Raw genomic sequence first — 17,907 nt, 5'->3', positions numbered from 1 at the left:
CAAGGCGCAACCGTGCGGCTTGCTCGCAACGCTACCCCCCACCCTCAGAACCCGAACATGTGATCCAGCGCGAAAGCCCCCTGGGCACCCTCGCGGATCAGGCCGTGATAGCCGAACAGGCGGCAGGTGGTGTCGCGGATCAGGACATAGGCGTCGCGGCCGGCCTGTTTGATCTCACCGCTGGTGAAGGTCTGGCCCACGCGGAAGTGGAAGCTGCCGGAGCAGGCGATGGCGACCATGCGGCGGGCGATCTCCTCCCCGTCCTTGGTCATCAGGATCAGGGCGGTGTTGGAGCGGGTGTTCCAGGGGGTGCTGGCGGGGTAGATCAGGTGGCACAGCGTGTCCACGTCCGCCGCCATGCCGGTGCGCAGGAACAACCGCGTGGACAGGCCCGGTGCCCGGCCGGAATAGGATTGCGGCTCGTTCTTGTAGGTCAGCACCGTGTTGAACATGTGGGCGCCGAAGCTGGTCTCCGCGGCATGGCCGCTGACACCGTCCTCATAGCGGAACAGGGCGTGCAGCCAGCCATCGGCGTCGTTCTCGCCGGCGGCGAAGTCGTAGATCAGCTCCAGATGGCCATAACCCGAAGGCAGGCTCTTGCCGTCCAGGATGTCGGCCGCCTCGAACACCGTCTCATGGTCGCGCGGCAGGCGGCCCAGGTCGCGGCGCGCCACCTCCGTGCCGTCGGCGTCATAGACGATGGCGGTCAGCGGCAGGTGGCTTTGCGTCGTGCCCATGGGGGTGGGCAGGGCGATGGTGCGGAAGCGGCCGGCCGGGAAGATGGGGGCGGGCAGGATGAAGCCCTTGCCCATCAGGTTGGTCAGGGTGGCCAGCTTGGGGTCCGGCTTCAGGTCCACGCGCTCCACGTTCGGGTGGGCGATGCGGTGGCGGGTGGCGCCGGCGGCATCGGTGCGGATGACCTCATAGCGCGGGCGGACGAAATGCTTGCCGGCGCGGATCTCCACCTGCTGCGGCCAGCGGGCGTCGGGCAGCAGGCTGGCCACGTCCAGGGCATAGGTGGCGTAGGGCGGGACCTCGCGGTCCAGCGCCACGGCCGTGTCGTGGCCCATCAGGTTCAGGGCGACGGCGCCGGCGGGGATGGGGCAGGGGTGGCTGTTCTGCACCCACAGGATCACCCGTTCATCCGCGCGCGGGGCGGGCAATCCCGCATAGAAGTCCGACGGCCAGGCGTTGGCGTCGTGGGTGCAGGACAGGGTGTCGGCGGCGTCGCCGTAGGTGTCCAGCGCGTACTTCACCACATCGTGGCCGGCGGCCCCCACCACATGGATGAACAGCTGGCCGGTGAAGTCGGCCAAATCGAACTTCCGGCGCACGGCGGCGCTGTCGATGACCACGGTGCCGTCGGCGCCCGGCAGCTCCTGCGTCCAGCGGGCCAGCACCTGGCCGTCCTCGCCGAACAGGCAGAGCCATAGATAGGGCTCGGCGGCGCCATAGCTGGACCAGTAGTTGGCGGTCACCACCCGGGTGTGGTGGCCGGCGCTATCGCGGAAGAAGGCGTAGTTGGTGGCGAAGTTCAGCGGCGCCAGGTAGGTGCGGCGGTCCGTCAGCAACTCCTCCGGCAGCTTCAGCGGGTCCAGGGAATAGACCTTGGCGCCGGCGGGGATCAGGTGCCGGATGTGGGCCACCAGCCGGTCGGCATCGAAGGCGGCCACGAACACGGCGTCCACGGCGGTGCCGGCCAGGGCGGTGACCGGCTGCGCCGGGCGGCCCAGTAGCGGCTGGCCGATCTTGGCCACGTCCTGGGCGTAGACCGCCACCACGTCGACACCGGTGAGGTGGTGGATCTCGTCGAACGGCTCCAGCATGTTCAGCGGGTCGTACACGGCGACCCGGCCGGCCGCCCGCAGATCGGCCAGCAGCGCCTGCGCCGGTTCCGCCGCCAGCGGGTGGCCTATGGCCTTGAAGTAGCTGCTGCCGCCGGTGACGTTGCTGAAGGTTTCGATCTTGAGGGGCATGGACGGGTCCAAATGACGAGGGGACCGCCGGCCCTTGAGCCGGCCGGCGGTGACGCATCAGGGCGTTATACGGTCAGACGCGCCGTTTTCACAGATTCAGCGGAAGGGGTTCAGCCGCTTCATCTTGGCCGATAAGGCGTGGCGGAACTGTTCCCGCTTCACCACGCCGTCGTCCTGCACCCAGTTCAACTGGATGACCCGGCGGGGGCCGACGAAGCTGGTGTGCCCGTGCCAGGCGGTGGGGCCGTTGACGAAGGCCAGCAGGGTGCCCTCGGCCGGCGGAATCTCGGCCACCGCGTTGTCCAGGCTCTCCGGCCCGCGCAGCAGGCGCAGGCGGCCATCGGCGGTTTCCCAGGCCGGGTTCATGTAGATCAGCACGGTGATGATCTTGCTCTTGCTGTCGACATGGATTTGGCCGTCCTGAGCCTTGGCCCGGCCGCGCACGGTCACCATGGTCGGATGGCCGGTCAGGTCGATGCCGAATTTCTCCTCGAACGCCGCCGTCATGGCCGGTCCCTGGATTTCCTCCAGCAGGGCGGCGAAGGCGGGGCCGAAGCTCAGTTCCCGCGCGGGGAAGCTGCCCGGCTGCGCGATCTCCGGAAAGTCGCGGTGGATGGCCTCGCGCACCTCCGCCCGGACGAAGCCGGGGATGATGACATGGGCGAAGGGGTTGTGGTCCACCGGCTTGGCGCGGAACGCGTCCAGGTCGATGGCCCGGCCGGGATCGGTCGTCCGGTTGGCCGGGGTGGCGCCAAGGGGGGCGGATGAGGGGGAGGAGGTGCCGATCATCGTGCTGCTTCTTTTAGGCTGGCGCCCAGCGGGCCGAAAGGGGACGGTACTTTAGAATCGTTCTTGATGAGATGGGTTCGCAAATACCGCACCCCAGATGGGGTGGCGATGCATCGGGGTCAATGACTGCCCGCCACATCGGGAAAGGACGGCCAGGGATACACACATCATAGCACAGGCCGTGCCCGTGCGTCCCGTCGGGGCCCTAATGCCGGGCGGCCATGCGTCGCACCACCTCGGCCGCTACGCGCGGCGTGTCGTCCAGCGGCGCCGGCGTCCAATCCTCGACAACGCCGGTGAAGGGGCGGGTGACCCCGCGTTCCACCATGAGCGCGTGGAAGCGGTCGAACTTCGCCGACGTGCCCTCCAGCCCGATGACGTAGGTGGGTTTGCCGGTGCTGGCCGCTTCCGACACCATGGACACGCTGTCGCCGGTGCACAGCACGGCGTCGGCCAGGCCCAGATAGCCGAAATAGGGGTTGGGACCCGTGCCGTCCCAGACCACGGCCGCGTTCGGGGGCAGATCCGGGCCGGCCAGGCGGTGGCGCAGGACCGCTTCGTTCTCCGCCCCCGTGCGGCGGGAAGGGGTCACCATCAGGCCCATCCCTCGGCGCGCCAGGTCGGCCAGCCGGTCCGCCAGTTGCGCCGTCACCGCTGGTGTCAGCTGATAGACGCCATTGGAACCGCCGACCAGCACGGCGACACGCGGCCGGGGCAGGTGGTCCAGCTGGGGGGCGAACCGTGCCGCCTCCGTCGCCAGGCGCGCCGTCGTCACGCGGTGCAGGGCCCCCAGGCTTTCCACCACGTTGGGTCCGACCTTGCGGTCATGCGCCGGCATGACCACCAGATCCAGCAGGCCGAAGGGCACGCCGGGGTTCTGGATATGGACGCAGAAGGTGTGGCCGCCGCTTCGGCGGCGGATCGCCAGGGCCGCCCCCACCGCCTGCCGGCCCGAGGTGATCAGCAGATCGGGCCAGGGTGGCGCCAGGGGATCGGAGTCGGGCGCCAGACTGCCGTCCAGGCTCAGCGGCAGATAGGGGCTGAGCTGCCGCCAGGGTGTCTTCAGGTGGATGCGCTTGACCACCGGGGTCGCGCCCACCGCCTCCGCCAGGCCCAGGCACTGGTTTTCCATGCCGGCCTTGCCGTCGGATAAAACCCAGCAGGTGGGCGGGGTTGCGGGCGTCGGGGTGGGGGCGGCGGCCGATGCCGCCAAGGGGCTCTGGGCGTTCATGCCGGCACTGTAGCGCGCATCGCAAAAGGATGGGACCGTTTCGCGCGCAACAATCTTTCTTGCCTGGGGGCGCACGGCATTCTATGTAATATCCTTTCCACCCCACCCCTCCCGGGAGCACAAGACAATACCATGCGGCGGGTCAAACTCGACCGAATTGATCGGCGTATCCTGCGCGACTTGCAGGCGGACGGCCGAATGACGAACGTGGAACTTGCCCGGCGGGCCGGCATTTCTGCGCCCCCTTGCCTGCGGCGCGTCCGCGCGCTGGAAGAGGCTGGCTTCATCCGGGGCTACCATGCGGACATCAACCCCGAGGCCCTGGGCTTCGGCGTGACCGTGTTCGCCCAGGTCGGCCTGTCCTCCCAGGCGGAGGCGGATCTGAAGAAATTCGAAGGCATGGTCAACAGCTGGCCCGAGGTTCGGGAATGCAGCATGCTGGCCGGCGAAACCGACTTTCTGTTGAAGATCGTGGCCGCCGACTGGGACAGCTACCAGCGCTTCCTGACCACGAAGCTGACCGCGGCCCCCAACGTCAGCCACGTGAAGTCGGCCCTGGCCATCCGCCAGTCGAAATACACCCCCGGTGTTCCCATCGACGTGGATGTGGGCCCCGAGGTGCTGGAGGACGAGGAAGACGAGGAATAATCCCGTCTCCTTGTTGCTTATCCCCTTATCGCCATGAAGAAAGGCCCCCGCCGGACAACCGGCGGGGGCCTTTCTTTCAAGTGCCGTGACGGCGCTTCCGCGTCAGCGGAAGGCGATCTCGACGATCTCGTAGCTCTTTGAGCCGCCGGGCGTCGTCACTTCGACATTGTCGCCGACATGCTTGCCGATCAGCGCGCGGGCCAGCGGGCTGGTGATCGACAGGAAGCCGTTCTTGATGTCGCTCTCGTCCGCGCCGACGATCTGGTATGTGGACTCCTCATCGGTGTCCTCATCCGCGAGGCGGATGGTGGCACCGAACTTCACGGCGTTGCCGGTCAGCTTGCTGACGTCGATCACCTCGGCCCGGCTGATCTTGTCCTCAAGCTCCATGACACGCCCTTCGATGAAGCTCTGGCGTTCACGGGCGGCGTGGTATTCCGCGTTTTCCGACAGGTCGCCGTGTTCGCGCGCCTCGGCGATGGCCTTGATCACGGCCGGCCGCTCGATGACCTTCAAATGCTTCAGTTCTTCCTGGAGGCGGGTATAACCCGCAAACGTCATCGGGATTTTTTCCATAGCCTTCGATATTCCGTTACTCAGAACCCAGGGGCGTTGCCCCTGGGGCGAGCCCCGAGGGGCCGCATCGCGACAACGAGAAACCCTCCCGAGGGTGATCTTGATCCCGGGATGGCGGCCGGTCGGCCGTCATCCCCAGGTCGATCGATCACCCGCAGGTTAGTAAGTCCCGCTCAGATAGGACTGAAGCGGCGCAACCTCAAGGCTGCCGGTACGCAGCGCCGAGATGGCGTCCACGGCGGCGCGGGCACCCGCGACCGTCGTGTAATAGGGAATGTTATTGACGAGCGCGGTGCGGCGCAAGCTGAAGCTGTCGGAGACGGCTTGCGCCCCCTCGGTGGTGTTGAACACCAGCTGGACCTCACCGTCGATCATGGCGTCGACAATGTGGGGCTGGCCTTCCAGCACCTTGTTGATCTGGCTGACCGCGATGCCGGCCGCCGACAGCACCTTGGCGGTGCCGCAGGTGGCGACGATCTTGAAGCCCATATCGACCAGGCGACGAGCCACCGGAACCAGGGCCGGCTTGTCTCGTTCGCGAACCGAAATGAACACCGTGCCGGTGGTCGGCAGGGTCACGCCGGCGCCCAACTGGGCCTTGGCGAAAGCCATGGCGAAGTTGGGGTCCAGGCCCATGACCTCACCGGTGGAGCGCATCTCCGGCCCCAGCAGGATGTCGACGCCGGGGAAGCGGTTGAAGGGGAACACCGCCTCCTTCACCGCCGTGTGCGGCGGGAAGGCGCCACCCAGCTTGAAATCCGCCAGCTTTTCGCCGGCCATGACGCGGGCGGCGACCTTGGCGATGGCGGTGCCGGTCGCCTTGGCGACGAAGGGTACGGTGCGCGAGGCGCGCGGGTTCACTTCCAGGATGTAGATGTCCTGGCCAGCCGGGCCGGTGCCGTCGGGGTTCGCCTTGATGGCGAACTGGATGTTCATCAGCCCGACGACATTCAGGCCGTGGGCCAGCGCCTCGGCCTGGCGCTCCAGCTCGTCCACCACCGGCTTGGGCAGGGTGTAGGGGGGCAGGGCGCAGGCGCTGTCACCGGAATGGATGCCGGCTTCCTCGATGTGCTCCATCACGCCGGCGACATAGACCTGGGTGCCGTCGCAGACGGCGTCCACGTCCACCTCGATGGCGTCCTGCAGGTAGCTGTCGATCAGCACCGGGTTCTTGCCCGACACCTTCACGGCGTTGCCCATGTAGCGCTTCAGGCCGGCCTGGTCATGGACGATCTCCATGGCGCGGCCGCCCAGCACGTAGGACGGGCGGATGACGACGGGGAAGCCGATCTGCTCCGCCACCTTTTCCGCCTCTTCCAGCGACCGGGCCAGGCCGTTGGCCGGCTGGCGCAGGTTCAGCTTGTGCAGCAGCTGCTGGAAGCGCTCGCGGTCCTCGGCCAAGTCGATGGCGTCGGGGCTGGTGCCCAGGATGGGGATGCCAGCCTCTTCCAGGTCGCGGGCCAGCTTCAGCGGCGTCTGGCCGCCCAGCTGCACGATGACGCCCAGGACCTCACCATTGGCCTGCTCCGTCCGCACCAGCTCGATCACGTCCTCGGCCGTCAGCGGCTCGAAGTACAGGCGGTCGGCGGTGTCGTAGTCGGTGGAGACCGTCTCGGGGTTGCAGTTGACCATGATGGTCTCATAGCCGGCCTCGCGCAGGGCGTACACGGCATGGACGCAGCAATAGTCGAACTCGATGCCCTGGCCGATGCGGTTGGGACCGCCGCCCAGGATGACGACCTTCTTCTTGTCCGTCGGTTCGGACTCGCAGTCGCCGGGGACGCTGCCGTCACCCTCGTACGTGGAGTACATGTAGGGCGTCTTGCTGGCGAACTCGGCGGCGCAGGTGTCGATGCGCTTGAACACCGGGCGGATGCCCAAACCGCGGCGCGCGGCGGCCACGGCGGCCTCGGTGCTGCCGGTCAGGGTGGCCAGGCGGGCGTCGGAGAAGCCCTGGGCCTTCAGCGCGGCGAAATCGCGCTTGGTGAGGCCGCTCAGGCCGCCCTTCTGGACAGCGGCCTTCACCCCGGCCTCGGCCTTGATGATCCCTTCGATCTGGCGCAGGAACCACGGGTCGACGCGGCAGGCGGCGTGGATTTCCTCCACCGTCAGGCCGTGGCGGAAGGCCTGGGCGATGACCAGGATACGGTCGTGCGTGGGCTTGGACAGGGCCGCGCGAATCTTCAGCGGGTCGACCACGCCGGTGCCGCCGGTCAGGTCCACCTCATCGAAGCCGGTCAGGCCGGTCTCCATGGAGCGCAGGGCCTTCTGCACCGATTCGGCGAAGCTGCGGCCGATGGACATGGCCTCGCCCACCGACTTCATCGAGGTGGTCAGCAGGGCGTCGGCGCCGGGGAACTTCTCGAACGCGAAGCGCGGCATCTTGGTGACGACGTAGTCGATCGTCGGCTCGAAGCTGGCCGGCGTGGACCCGGTGATGTCGTTGTCCAACTCGTCCAGCGTGTAGCCCACGGCCAGCTTGGCGGCGATCTTGGCGATGGGGAAGCCGGTGGCCTTGGACGCCAGGGCGGACGACCGGCTGACGCGCGGGTTCATCTCGATGACGACGACGCGGCCGTTCTCCGGGTTCACGGCGAACTGGACGTTGGACCCGCCGGTGTCCACCCCGATCTCGCGTAGCACGGCGATCGAGGCGTTGCGCATCAGCTGGTATTCCTTGTCGGTCAGCGTCAGCGCGGGCGCCACGGTGACGCTGTCACCGGTGTGGATGCCCATGGGGTCGATGTTCTCGATGGAGCAGATGATGATGCAGTTGTCGCGGCAGTCGCGCACAACCTCCATCTCATACTCCTTCCAGCCCAGCACCGATTCCTCGACCAGCACCTCGCTCACCGGGCTGGCGCGCAGGCCGCCGCGGACGATCTCGATGTACTCCGCCTTGTTGTAGGCGATGCCGCCGCCGGTGCCGGCCAGGGTGAAGCTGGGGCGGATGATGGCGGGCAGGCCGACATAGGCCAGGGCGTCGGCGGCCTCGGCCTCCGACTTCACCATGCGGGACTTGGGGCTTTCCAGGCCGATCTTGTCCATGGCGTCGCGGAACAGCAGGCGGTCTTCCGCCTTCTCGATGACGTCGGCCTTGGCGCCGATCAGCTTGACCCCCAGCCGATCCAGCGTGCCGTCATGGAACAGCTTCAGCGCGGTGTTCAGCGCCGTCTGGCCGCCCATGGTGGGCAGCAGGGCGTCGGGACGCTCCTTCTCCAGGATCTTGGCGACGACGGCCGGGGTGATGGGCTCGACATACGTGGCGTCGGCCAGGCCCGGGTCGGTCATGATGGTGGCGGGGTTGGAGTTGACCAGGATGACCCGGTACCCCTCTTCCTTCAGCGCCTTGCACGCCTGCACACCGGAGTAATCGAATTCGCAAGCCTGGCCGATGATGATCGGGCCGGCGCCGATGATGCAGATGGACTTGATGTCTGTGCGTTTAGGCATGAGGGTCAGCCGCCATTTTTTTGAATTCTACCGCCCGGTCCGTCCGGCACCGCGGGGCGCTCCAGACTCCGGCCACACAAAACAATCCCCCGCCCTGGAGTGGTGGCGCGGGGGATTGTTCGGCTGAGCCGCTTATATAAAGGGGCGCCGCCCCGGGGGGAAGCGCTGCATATGGGGTGGGGGGGTGCGCCTACCGCAACCCCAAGGCCGAAACCAGGGCTTGATCCGCGTGGAACCAGGGGCTTAGGGGGCTTGGGGCGGTCCACCGGGAACCGGCGCCGTGCCGGCCGGGTCCTTGCCATAACCGCCGCCGGGGCCGTAGTACCAGGGCAGCAGCACATCCTGCCGCGCGGTGTAGACGGTGCAGCGCGCCGTGTCCTGCTTGTCGAAGAAATAGACCGTGCCCGCCTCGCGCTTGCGATCAGGGTCCACCAGGTTGATGGCCCAGGTGCCATAGGCCACGCCCAGCGGCGTCTCCTTGGTGCCGAAGGCGCGGTACAGCATGTTGACGCGCTGGGTGAAGCGGCCCCGGCGGCAGGCGTCCGACAGCTCCCGCGACACCGTCATCATGCGCGCCGCCGGCCCGGCGAAGGCGTAGACGATGCGCGATTGGGTATGAGGCGGCGGCAGGGGCAGGGCGACCGCCGGCGGCGGGCTGGGATCGTAGGGGCCCGCGCCCATGTGGCCCGGCTGGGGCTGGGCCAGTTTCATCGGGTCTTGCGACGGGGTGGGGCGCACCATCCACTGCGCCGGGCTGCCAGACACGGGCGTCATCTGCGGCATCGTCTGCGCACGGGCCATCGTGGCGACCAGAAAGGTCACCGTCATGATTGCCGGCAGAAGACAGGAATAGGCGCGCATCACTTGAGACTATCACCGATCGACCTTGGGCGGGAGTCGGTGCATCAAGTGATGGAAACTGTATTAGATGGATTTATTTAAAATTTTATCAGACTACATCAATCAACGCGACCGCAGATAGCGCGTCAGGAATCCGGCGACCTTCAGGCGGCGGGCCTCATCCAGGTTGACGAAGTTGATCTTGGCATCCTTGCCCACCACCGACGCGACCTGACCATCGCAGATGAAGGCGATGTTTTCCTTGCTGTCCTTGAACGCCACCTTCATGCGGAAGGTGGCCCCCTGGCCCAATCCGCCGGCGCCGGTGGCGGTAAAGCTGTTGGCCGCCATGTTGTTGATGGCATAGGTCTTCGAGTTGATGACGACGCTGGCGGCCAACGCCGGCACCTTCACCTTTTCAATCACGTCCTTTTTCAGGAAGTCGAACACGCCCATTATTGGCCTCACGCCGCTGTCAAACGAAATTTATAACAGCGGTTCGGAATTTTTACGAGGGGGTCGGGCGGGCGCAAAAGGTGAGGGCCGGTGAAGCTGGCTTCACCGGCCCTGCAACCCTAAACCCGTCAGTATTTCCGCCAGTATTGCGGCTTAACGGGCGGCGATGTTCTCGATGAACCGATCGAACAGGTAATGGCTGTCCTCCGGACCGGGACTCGCCTCCGGATGATATTGGACGGAGAACACCGGCTTGTCCTTCAGGCGGATGCCCTCGTTGCTGCCGTCGAACAGCGACACGTGGGTCACCTCCACCGTGTCCGGCAGGCTTTCCGGCAGCACGACGAAACCGTGGTTTTGGCTGGTGATCTCCACCCGGCCGGTGGCCAGGTCCTTCACGGGGTGGTTGGCGCCGCGATGACCCTTGTCCATCTTCGTGGTCTGGCCGCCCAGCGCCAGGGCCAGCAACTGGTGGCCCAGGCAGATGCCGAACAGGGGCAAGCCGCTGGCCACGATCTGCTGGATCATGGGCACGGCATAGGTGCCGGTGGCGGCCGGGTCGCCGGGGCCGTTGGACAGGAACACGCCGTCCGGCTTGTAGGCCAGGATCTCCTCCGCCGTGGCGGTGGCGGGCACCACCGTCACGCGGCAGCCGGCATTGGCCAGGCAGCGCAGGATGTTGCGCTTGGCGCCGAAATCGACGGCCACGACGTGGTGCTTGGGGGCGGTCTGGCGGCCATAGCCGCCGGCGATGGTCCAGGCGCTCTCATCCCAGGTGAAGGTCTGGCCGCAAGTCACGTCCTTGGCCAGGTCCATGCCTTCCAGGCCCGGCCACGCCTGGGCCTGCGCCACCAGGGCGTCCAGGTCGAACTTGCCATCCGGGGCGTGGGCGATGACGCCGTTGGGGGCGCCGCCGTCACGGATGCGGCGGGTCAGGGCGCGGGTGTCCAGGCCGCCCAGGCCCACCAGGCCGTGGCTTTTCAGCCAGGCGTCCAGGCCGCGCGTGGCGCGCCAGTTCGACGGCTCGGTGATGTCGGCGCGCAGGATCAGGCCGCGGGCCGCCGGGGTCACCGTCTCGATGTCCTCGTCGTTGGTGCCGACATTGCCGATGTGCGGGAAGGTGAAGGTGATGATCTGGCCGGCGTAGGACGGATCGGTCAGGATTTCCTGGTAGCCGGTCATTGAGGTGTTGAAGCAGACCTCGCCCACCGACTGGCCGGCGGCGCCGATGCCCTTGCCCCAATGGATGCTGCCGTCCGCCAGGACCAGCACGCCGGTGGCGCCCTCAGGCTGCGGGGGTCGGGTGGGGGCGGCTGCGGTCATCTCGTCAATCCATTCGCTGCGGGGCATATTCCGGACGGCGGTCGTGGCAACCGCCCTTGAACGTGCCCTCTCAATCTCTTCCGGTTCGACCTTGTGGGCGCGCGTCTAGGCGGGGCGGGAACCGCCCCCTGGAGCGCGGGCATGCCCCATGGGCCGCCCCAATATCGTCGGAAATTCTCTGTGACATAAAGAAGGCGGGCGGCCGGGTCAAGCGATGGCCCCCATGCTTGCGGCGCGGGGGCGCCTCCGTCATCTGGGCGCTGGCGCTCAAGGGATAGGGCGGTTAAGGTTCGTCCTTCCCCATTGATTGGCTTCCGTCCCGTGCGCGCCCCGAACCAGGGTCACCGGGTTGGATGCCGGTTGCCGTGATGCCTCTTGAGGAAGCCGACCCATGCTGCGCGAACGTTTCACCCAGGCCATGAAGGACGCCATGAAGGCGAAGGACGCGCAGACGCTGTCCGCCGTCCGGATGATCATGGCGGAACTGAAGAAGCGGGACATCGACGCGCGCCCCAAGGGCCAGATGGACGGCATCCCGGAGGCCGAGATCGGCAGCATGCTGCAGGGCATGGTGAAGCAGCGCCGTGAGTCGGTGGCCCTCTACCGCCAGGGCGGCCGTGAGGAGCTGGCCGCGCAGGAGGAGGCGGAGATCGCCGTCATCATGTCCTTCCTGCCCAAGCAGCTGACGGAGGAGGAAACCAAGGCCGCCGTCGCCCAGGCCGTGGCCGATACCGGCGCCGCCAGCGTGAAGGACATGGGCAAGGTCATGGCCGTGCTGAAGGACAAGTACACCGGGCAGATGGACTTCTCCAGCGTCGGCCCGCTGGTCAAGGCCGCCCTGAACGGCTGAGTCCCGGCCGGGGCCGGCGGCATGCGTCCGGCCCCTTCCGAGTCCTTGATTACTGATCAACCCAACATTTCCGGATCCGTCCACGTCCCATGGCCCTGCCGCCCCAATTCCTGGAAGAGCTGCGGAATCGGCTGACCCTGTCGGACGTGGTGATGCGGCGCGTGCGCCTGCAGCGGGCGGGGCGGGAGTTCCGCGCGCCTTGCCCCTTTCATAACGAAAAGACGCCCAGCTTCTACGTCAACGACCAGAAGGGCTTTTTCCACTGCTTCGGCTGCGGCGCCCATGGCGATGTCATCGGCTTCGTCATGCGCAACGACAATTTGTCGTTCATGGAGGCGGTGGAGGCGCTGGCGCCCGAGGCCGGGCTGACGGTGCCCAAGGCCAGCCCGCAGGAGCGGGAGCGGTTCGAACGCGAGAAGTCGTTGTACGACCTGGTGGAGCGTGCCACCCGCTGGTTCGAGGGCCAACTGCGCGCGCCGGTGGGACGCCACGGCCTGGCTTACCTGCGTGGCCGCGGCCTGGATGACGAGGCCATGGCCCGCTTCCGCCTGGGATATGCCCCCAGCGATGGCGCCGGCCTGCGGGCGGAACTGGTCACCGCCGGCTATACCGAGGCCGACATGGTGGAGGCCGGCCTGTTCAAGCGGCCGGACGACGGCCGCGCGCCCTTCCCCTTTTTCCGCAACCGGGTGCTGTTCCCCGTCACCGACCGGCGGGGCCGCGTGGTGGCCTTCGGTGGCCGCATCCTGGAGGGGGAGGGGCCGAAGTACATCAATTCCGCCGAGAACCCCCTGTTCCACAAGGGCGACATCCTCTACGGCATGAGCCGGGCGCGCCAGGCGGCGGCGGACGGCAAGCCGGTGATCGTCACCGAAGGCTACATGGATGTCATCGCCAGCGTCATGGCGGGGTTCGAGGGCGCGGTGGCGCCGCTGGGCACGGCGCTGACGGAGACGCAGATCCAGGCCTTGTGGAAACTGGCGCCCGAGGGGCAGCGCATGCCCATCCTGTGCTTCGACGGCGACAACGCCGGCCGGCGCGCCGCCTTCCGTGCGGTGGAGCGTGTGCTGCCTCTGCTGATGCCCGACCATTCCGTGCGTGTCGCCTTCATGCCGGAGAAGGAGGACCCCGACAGCCTGATCCGTGCCGGCGGCGCCGCGGCCTTCCAGGCGGTGCTGGACCGCGCCCGTCCCCTGACGGACGTGCTGTGGGACATGGAGGCGGCGGAGCGCGACCTGGCCCAGCCCGACGCCCAGGCCGGCATGCAGGCGGCCCTGGAGGCGCAGTTGGAGCGCATTCCCGACGCCCGGGTGCGCAACGCCTATCACCGTGCCTTCAAGGATCGCCTGTACCAGTTGGGCCGTCCCGCGCGCCCGGCGTTCCAGCCGGGGGCGGGGGCAGGCTTCACGCGCGGGCAGCGCCCCGGCGCCCCGCCTTTCCCGGTGGCGCGGCAGTGGGACAAGCGTTTCCGCGCCCGTGTCGAGATCGGGTCGGCGCGCTGGCGTGAGCGGCTGCTGCTGGCCGTGGTGCTGAACCATCCCGTGCTGTTCGAGACGCTGGGCGAGACGCTGGCCATGATCAGTTTCGCCACCGAAGGGTTGGAACGGCTGCGCCAGGCCCTGGTCGAATGCCTGTCCCACGATTCGGGACTTGACGCGGCGGGTTTGCGACGCCACTTGTCAGCGTGCGGCTTTGCCGATGAGCTGGATGAAACGTTGGGGGCGGACCTGCCCTCCTACGCCCGTCCGGAGGCGACGCCCGAGTCCGCCCGGGCGGGCTGGCAGGAGGTTTGGCTCAATTCCCAGGAATTGGTGTTCCAGACCGAGTTGCGCGAGGCGGAGCGGCGCCTGGCCGAGGATCCGAGCGAGGAGACCCTGGCCCGGCTGATGGCCCTTAAACGGGAAGAGTTGATACGCCGGGGCCATGCCCTGGATCCGGAGGGTGAGGGCGTCTGACGCCGCCACCCGAGGAACGTTTGATGTTGGCGCTGGGGAGCGACGATTACGCGAAAAGGCGATGCGGGTCCGGCCTGGACGGACGGTTAGGGATGTTGAGGGGGTGGCGTTACCGGGGATTTTGTCCGGTGCGGCGCCTTTTTTTCGTCCCAAGCCCTGTTTTTGGTGGGAACGCGCGCTTTCTTTGGGTATCGGGTGTCCGCGGTATTGGCAGTGCCGGTTTCGTCGCCCTGGTCGCGGCGATCCGGTGCCGACGGGCTCAGGCCCCGGTTTCGAGTAAAGGGCCTGGTTTGGAGTAAAGGGTATGGGCCGGCGCCCATGAAGGCCGGCTGTCAGGGTTGAACCGGCGTTCAGTTGGTTTGCATTTCAGTTAGTCGGGGACATTGAGCGAATGGCCACGAAAGCAGCGCAGAGTGCGGACGTTTCCGAGGCGCGTGAGGAACAGTTGGACGGCCCGCTGATGGACGGCATGGGCCTCGCCTTCAAGAAGATGATCCAGCGCGGCAAGGAGCGGGGGTTCGTCACCATTGACGAACTGAACGCGGCCGTGCCCCCCGACCAGTCCTCCTCCGAGCAGATCGAGGACACGATGGCCATGCTCAATGAGATGGGCATCAACGTCATCGAATCGGAGGAGCAGGACTCCGAGGCCAGCGGTGAAGGCGGCGGCGACGGTGAAGGCCGCGTCTCCGGCAACCTGGACGATGACGACATCGGCCGCACCGACGACCCCGTGCGCATGTACCTGCGCGAGATGGGCTCGGTGGAGCTGCTGTCGCGCGAGGGCGAAATTGCCATCGCCAAGCGCATCGAGGCCGGTCGCGAGATGATGATCGGCGCGATCTGCGAATCGCCCCTGACCATCCGCGCCATCATCCAGTGGCATGAGGCCCTGAATGAAGGGAAGATGCTGCTGCGCGACATCATCGACCTGGATGCGACCTATGGCGTCGACCCGGAGTCCGGTGAGCTGACCGAAGCCGTGCTGGGCGCCGAAGAGGCCCCGCGCGAGGAAGGCGCCGCCGAGGGTGGCGAGGGCGCCGGCGACGGTGAGGGTGGTGAGCGTCCCGAAGGCGCCGAGGGTGGTGAACCCGGTGAGGGCGGCGAGGAGGAGGGCGGCATTTCCCTGGCCGCCATGGAGGCCGAGCTGAAGCCCATGGTGCTGGAGACCTTCCAGACCATCGAGGACACCTACGAGAAGCTGCACAAGATGCAGGAGCTGCGGCTGGCGGCCATCCAGCGCGGCGAGGATCCGGGCAAGGCCCAGGACAAGAAGTACGACAAGCTGAAGGCCGAGCTGACCGAGCTGGTCAACTCCGTGCGTCTGAACAACAGCCGCATCGAAGCCCTGGTCGAGCAGCTGTACGGCATGAACCGCCGCCTCATGGGCTTCGAGGGCAAGCTGCTGCGCCTGGCGACCGACTGCAAGGTGAAGCGCGAGGACTTCCTGCACCACTACTACGGTTCCGAGCTGGATCCGAACTGGCTGGACCGGGTGAAGGGCAATTCCAAGGCCTGGGCCAAGTTCGCGGAGCGCAGCGCCAACGAGATCGTGAAGGTCCGCGAGGGCATCAACGAGATCGCGGAAGGCGTGCGCCTGCCCATCGGCGAATTCCGCCGCATCGTCTCCACGGTTCAGAAGGGCGAGAAGGAAGCCAGCCGCGCCAAGAAGGAAATGGTGGAGGCCAACCTGCGCCTCGTCATCTCCATCGCCAAGAAGTACACCAACCGCGGCCTGCAGTTCCTGGACCTTATCCAGGAGGGCAACATCGGCCTGATGAAGGCCGTTGATAAGTTCGAATACCGCCGCGGCTATAAGTTCTCGACCTACGCCACCTGGTGGATTCGCCAGGCCATCACCCGGTCCATCGCCGACCAGGCCCGCACCATCCGCATCCCCGTGCACATGATCGAGACGATCAACAAGCTGGTGCGCACCTCGCGCCAGATGCTGCACGAGATCGGCCGCGAGCCGACGCCGGAGGAATTGGCCGAGCGGCTGATGATGCCGCTGGAGAAGGTCCGCAAGGTCCTGAAGATCGCCAAGGAGCCGATCAGCCTCGAGACGCCGATCGGCGACGAGGAAGACAGCCACTTGGGCGATTTCATCGAGGACAAGAACGCCGTCCTGCCGCTGGACGCCGCCATCCAGGCGAACCTGCGCGAGACGACCACCCGCGTCCTGGCCTCGCTGACCCCGCGTGAGGAGCGCGTGCTGCGCATGCGCTTCGGCATCGGCATGAACACCGACCACACCCTGGAAGAGGTGGGCCAGCAGTTCAGCGTGACCCGCGAGCGTATCCGCCAGATCGAGGCGAAGGCGCTGCGCAAGCTGAAGCACCCGTCCCGCTCGCGCAAGCTGCGCAGCTTCCTGGACACCTGATCCCCACCGGGGTTGGGTATTGAGTGACGAAAAGGGCGGCTCCCACCGGGGCCGCCCTTTTGTTTGGGCCATCTTGTCGCCAGATATCTTTGTAGCTACATTTATGTAGCTACAAAGAGGGGCTGGATGCCTTGCGCTGGACATGGGATCCAAAGAAGGCCGAGGCCAATTTTCGGAAGCACAAGGTCGGATTCGAACTGGCCGCCCTGGCGCTTGATGATCCCTATGCCTTGACCATGGAAGATCCTTATCCCGATGAGGAACGCTGGGACACCGTGTGCTCTGTGGTCAAAGGCGCTGCGGATCTGATTTTGTTCGTGGTTCACACCCTTCCCGATGATGGGGGAGGGGCTGCCGGCCGGATCATTAGCGCCAGAAAGGCGACGGCAAGGGAAAGGGCTGATTATGAAGCTGGCTGAGAAGCGGGCGATCTTCAGGGCGCGCAGGCGGCGCGAATCTGCCGCTGGTCTGTCCCCTGAATTGGAAGCGCAGATTAAGGCCCTGGTCGCGATGCCGGATGAGGAAATCGACACGGTCGACATTCCGGAACGGACCGACTGGACTGGCGCGCAACGAGGCATGTTCCGGCCAGTGAAGCAGCAACTGACCCTGCGCCTGGATGCGGATTTGATTGCCTGGTTCCGCAAGCATCCCCAAGGGCGGGGCTATCAAAGCCGTATCAATCAAGCCCTGCGGGAATATGTGGACCGCCATGAGGACTGATCGGGGGCGCGTGGTCGTCCCAGGCATGGTCCTTGGAAAGATTGTGTAGGAACCGGCCCCACATGCTGGAACGGGAAATAAGTCACCTGAGATAGCCAGTGGAGAGCACAGTATGCGCGTGTCAGCGGCGTATGGAATGGTGGTGTGTTGCTTCCTGATCCTGATGCCCTGGTCCTCACGCGCGGCATCTGGTACCGCAGCCAATAGCCGCGCTTTCCTCAAGGATATTGTTGATATCTGTCGTCACGATCTGGCGGACTACCCCTCTGTGCTCGCCTCCATTGGTGTCAGCCCGGTTAGGATCGCGGCCTTCGATGCCGATCTCGGCAGGGGGGCTCCCGTGGCTGACTTCGATTTCGGCGGCACCAAATATCCGGCCGTGGTCAAGGTTCGCTATTGGGCCGCTCCGCCCAATGCTCGCCTCGGTTCCCACGATTTCCACCGAGCGGACGCCGATTTGACCCTGACGATTAATAACCGTGCGATGTGTCTTAAGGTGCGGGATATCGGATCAGTGTTGCCTATGGCGTTAGAGGGCCATGGGCTGAGCCTTTCTCCCCATGCGACGCGGCGGCTTCGTACGGAATACAAATGCGACTACACGTTAGACAAGCAAACGGCACTTCTGGTGCAGTCTTGGGAGGTCACTCCCGAGGGATGCGTAGGGGCGATTAGGCTTGTTCAATGGAGTTAAGGGCCTCCGC

The 17,907-nt window shown here is 66.4% G+C and carries 15 protein-coding genes; 7 read left to right on the top strand and 8 right to left on the bottom strand.

Annotated elements, in window-relative coordinates; genetic code table 11:
* Positions 1-44: 44 nt before the first annotated feature.
* From FBZ90_RS03820 to FBZ90_RS03810, 3 genes are all read right to left on the bottom strand, one after another.
* A complete protein-coding gene (locus FBZ90_RS03820; protein WP_145729700.1) occupies positions 45-1,976 on the bottom strand; it encodes a hypothetical protein in 1,932 nt (643 codons plus the stop codon).
* 96 nt (positions 1,977-2,072) lie between these two features.
* Positions 2,073-2,765 carry a 2OG-Fe(II) oxygenase gene (locus FBZ90_RS03815; protein WP_145729699.1) on the bottom strand — a complete coding sequence of 231 codons (693 nt, stop codon included), beginning with the start codon at positions 2,763-2,765 and terminating at the stop codon, positions 2,073-2,075.
* Between the two features lie 205 nt (positions 2,766-2,970).
* A complete protein-coding gene (locus FBZ90_RS03810) occupies positions 2,971-3,996 on the bottom strand; it encodes a mitochondrial fission ELM1 family protein (RefSeq protein WP_211101901.1) in 1,026 nt (341 codons plus the stop codon).
* A 132-nt stretch (positions 3,997-4,128) separates the two neighbouring features.
* On the opposite strand from FBZ90_RS03810, the gene FBZ90_RS03805 reads away from it, so the two are divergent.
* Positions 4,129-4,644: an Lrp/AsnC family transcriptional regulator gene (locus tag FBZ90_RS03805; RefSeq protein ID WP_145729698.1), complete on the top strand. Its 516-nt coding sequence runs from the start codon at positions 4,129-4,131 to the stop codon at positions 4,642-4,644.
* Positions 4,645-4,746: 102 nt separating this feature from the next.
* On the opposite strand, the gene greA is transcribed toward FBZ90_RS03805, so the two are convergent.
* The 5 genes from greA to carA all read right to left on the bottom strand — a co-directional run bounded on the left by greA (position 4,747) and on the right by carA (position 11,292).
* Complete coding sequence (gene greA / locus FBZ90_RS03800) at positions 4,747-5,220, bottom strand: transcription elongation factor GreA (RefSeq protein WP_145617113.1); 474 nt, start codon at positions 5,218-5,220, stop codon at positions 4,747-4,749.
* A gap of 159 nt (positions 5,221-5,379) precedes the next feature.
* A complete protein-coding gene (gene carB / locus FBZ90_RS03795) occupies positions 5,380-8,673 on the bottom strand; it encodes a carbamoyl-phosphate synthase large subunit (protein ID WP_145729697.1) in 3,294 nt (1,097 codons plus the stop codon).
* A gap of 243 nt (positions 8,674-8,916) precedes the next feature.
* Positions 8,917-9,501, bottom strand: a complete 585-nt coding sequence (locus FBZ90_RS03790) for a hypothetical protein (RefSeq protein ID WP_145729696.1) — start codon at positions 9,499-9,501, stop codon at positions 8,917-8,919.
* 135 nt (positions 9,502-9,636) lie between these two features.
* Entirely contained in the window at positions 9,637-9,969 is a 333-nt protein-coding gene (locus tag FBZ90_RS03785) for a hypothetical protein (RefSeq protein WP_145729695.1), read from the bottom strand.
* A 153-nt stretch (positions 9,970-10,122) separates the two neighbouring features.
* Positions 10,123-11,292 carry a glutamine-hydrolyzing carbamoyl-phosphate synthase small subunit gene (gene carA / locus FBZ90_RS03780; protein WP_145729694.1) on the bottom strand — a complete coding sequence of 390 codons (1,170 nt, stop codon included), beginning with the start codon at positions 11,290-11,292 and terminating at the stop codon, positions 10,123-10,125.
* Positions 11,293-11,683: 391 nt separating this feature from the next.
* Between carA and FBZ90_RS03775 the strand changes: the two genes are divergently transcribed.
* The 6 genes from FBZ90_RS03775 to FBZ90_RS03750 all read left to right on the top strand — a co-directional run bounded on the left by FBZ90_RS03775 (position 11,684) and on the right by FBZ90_RS03750 (position 17,897).
* A complete protein-coding gene (locus tag FBZ90_RS03775; protein WP_145729693.1) occupies positions 11,684-12,142 on the top strand; it encodes a GatB/YqeY domain-containing protein in 459 nt (152 codons plus the stop codon).
* An 89-nt stretch (positions 12,143-12,231) separates the two neighbouring features.
* Positions 12,232-14,097: a DNA primase gene (gene dnaG / locus FBZ90_RS03770; protein WP_145729692.1), complete on the top strand. Its 1,866-nt coding sequence runs from the start codon at positions 12,232-12,234 to the stop codon at positions 14,095-14,097.
* 391 nt (positions 14,098-14,488) lie between these two features.
* On the top strand, positions 14,489-16,480 hold the full coding sequence (rpoD, locus tag FBZ90_RS03765) for an RNA polymerase sigma factor RpoD (protein WP_145729691.1): 1,992 nt from the start codon (positions 14,489-14,491) through the stop codon (positions 16,478-16,480).
* A 131-nt stretch (positions 16,481-16,611) separates the two neighbouring features.
* Entirely contained in the window at positions 16,612-16,899 is a 288-nt protein-coding gene (locus FBZ90_RS03760; protein ID WP_145729690.1) for a BrnT family toxin, read from the top strand.
* Entirely contained in the window at positions 16,886-17,203 is a 318-nt protein-coding gene (locus FBZ90_RS03755; protein ID WP_145729689.1) for a BrnA antitoxin family protein, read from the top strand. The genes FBZ90_RS03760 and FBZ90_RS03755 overlap by 14 nt, the downstream gene beginning before the upstream one ends.
* A 112-nt stretch (positions 17,204-17,315) precedes the next feature.
* Positions 17,316-17,897 (top strand): hypothetical protein, encoded by a 582-nt coding sequence (locus FBZ90_RS03750; RefSeq protein ID WP_145729688.1) that lies wholly within the window; start codon positions 17,316-17,318, stop codon positions 17,895-17,897.
* The last annotated feature ends 10 nt before the right edge of the window (positions 17,898-17,907 follow it).

Source organism: Nitrospirillum pindoramense (assembly GCF_007827955.1).
GTDB lineage: Bacteria > Pseudomonadota > Alphaproteobacteria > Azospirillales > Azospirillaceae > Nitrospirillum > Nitrospirillum amazonense_B.
Note: the sequence above shows the minus strand (reverse complement) of the source record. Positions and strands in the feature narration are given on the sequence as shown.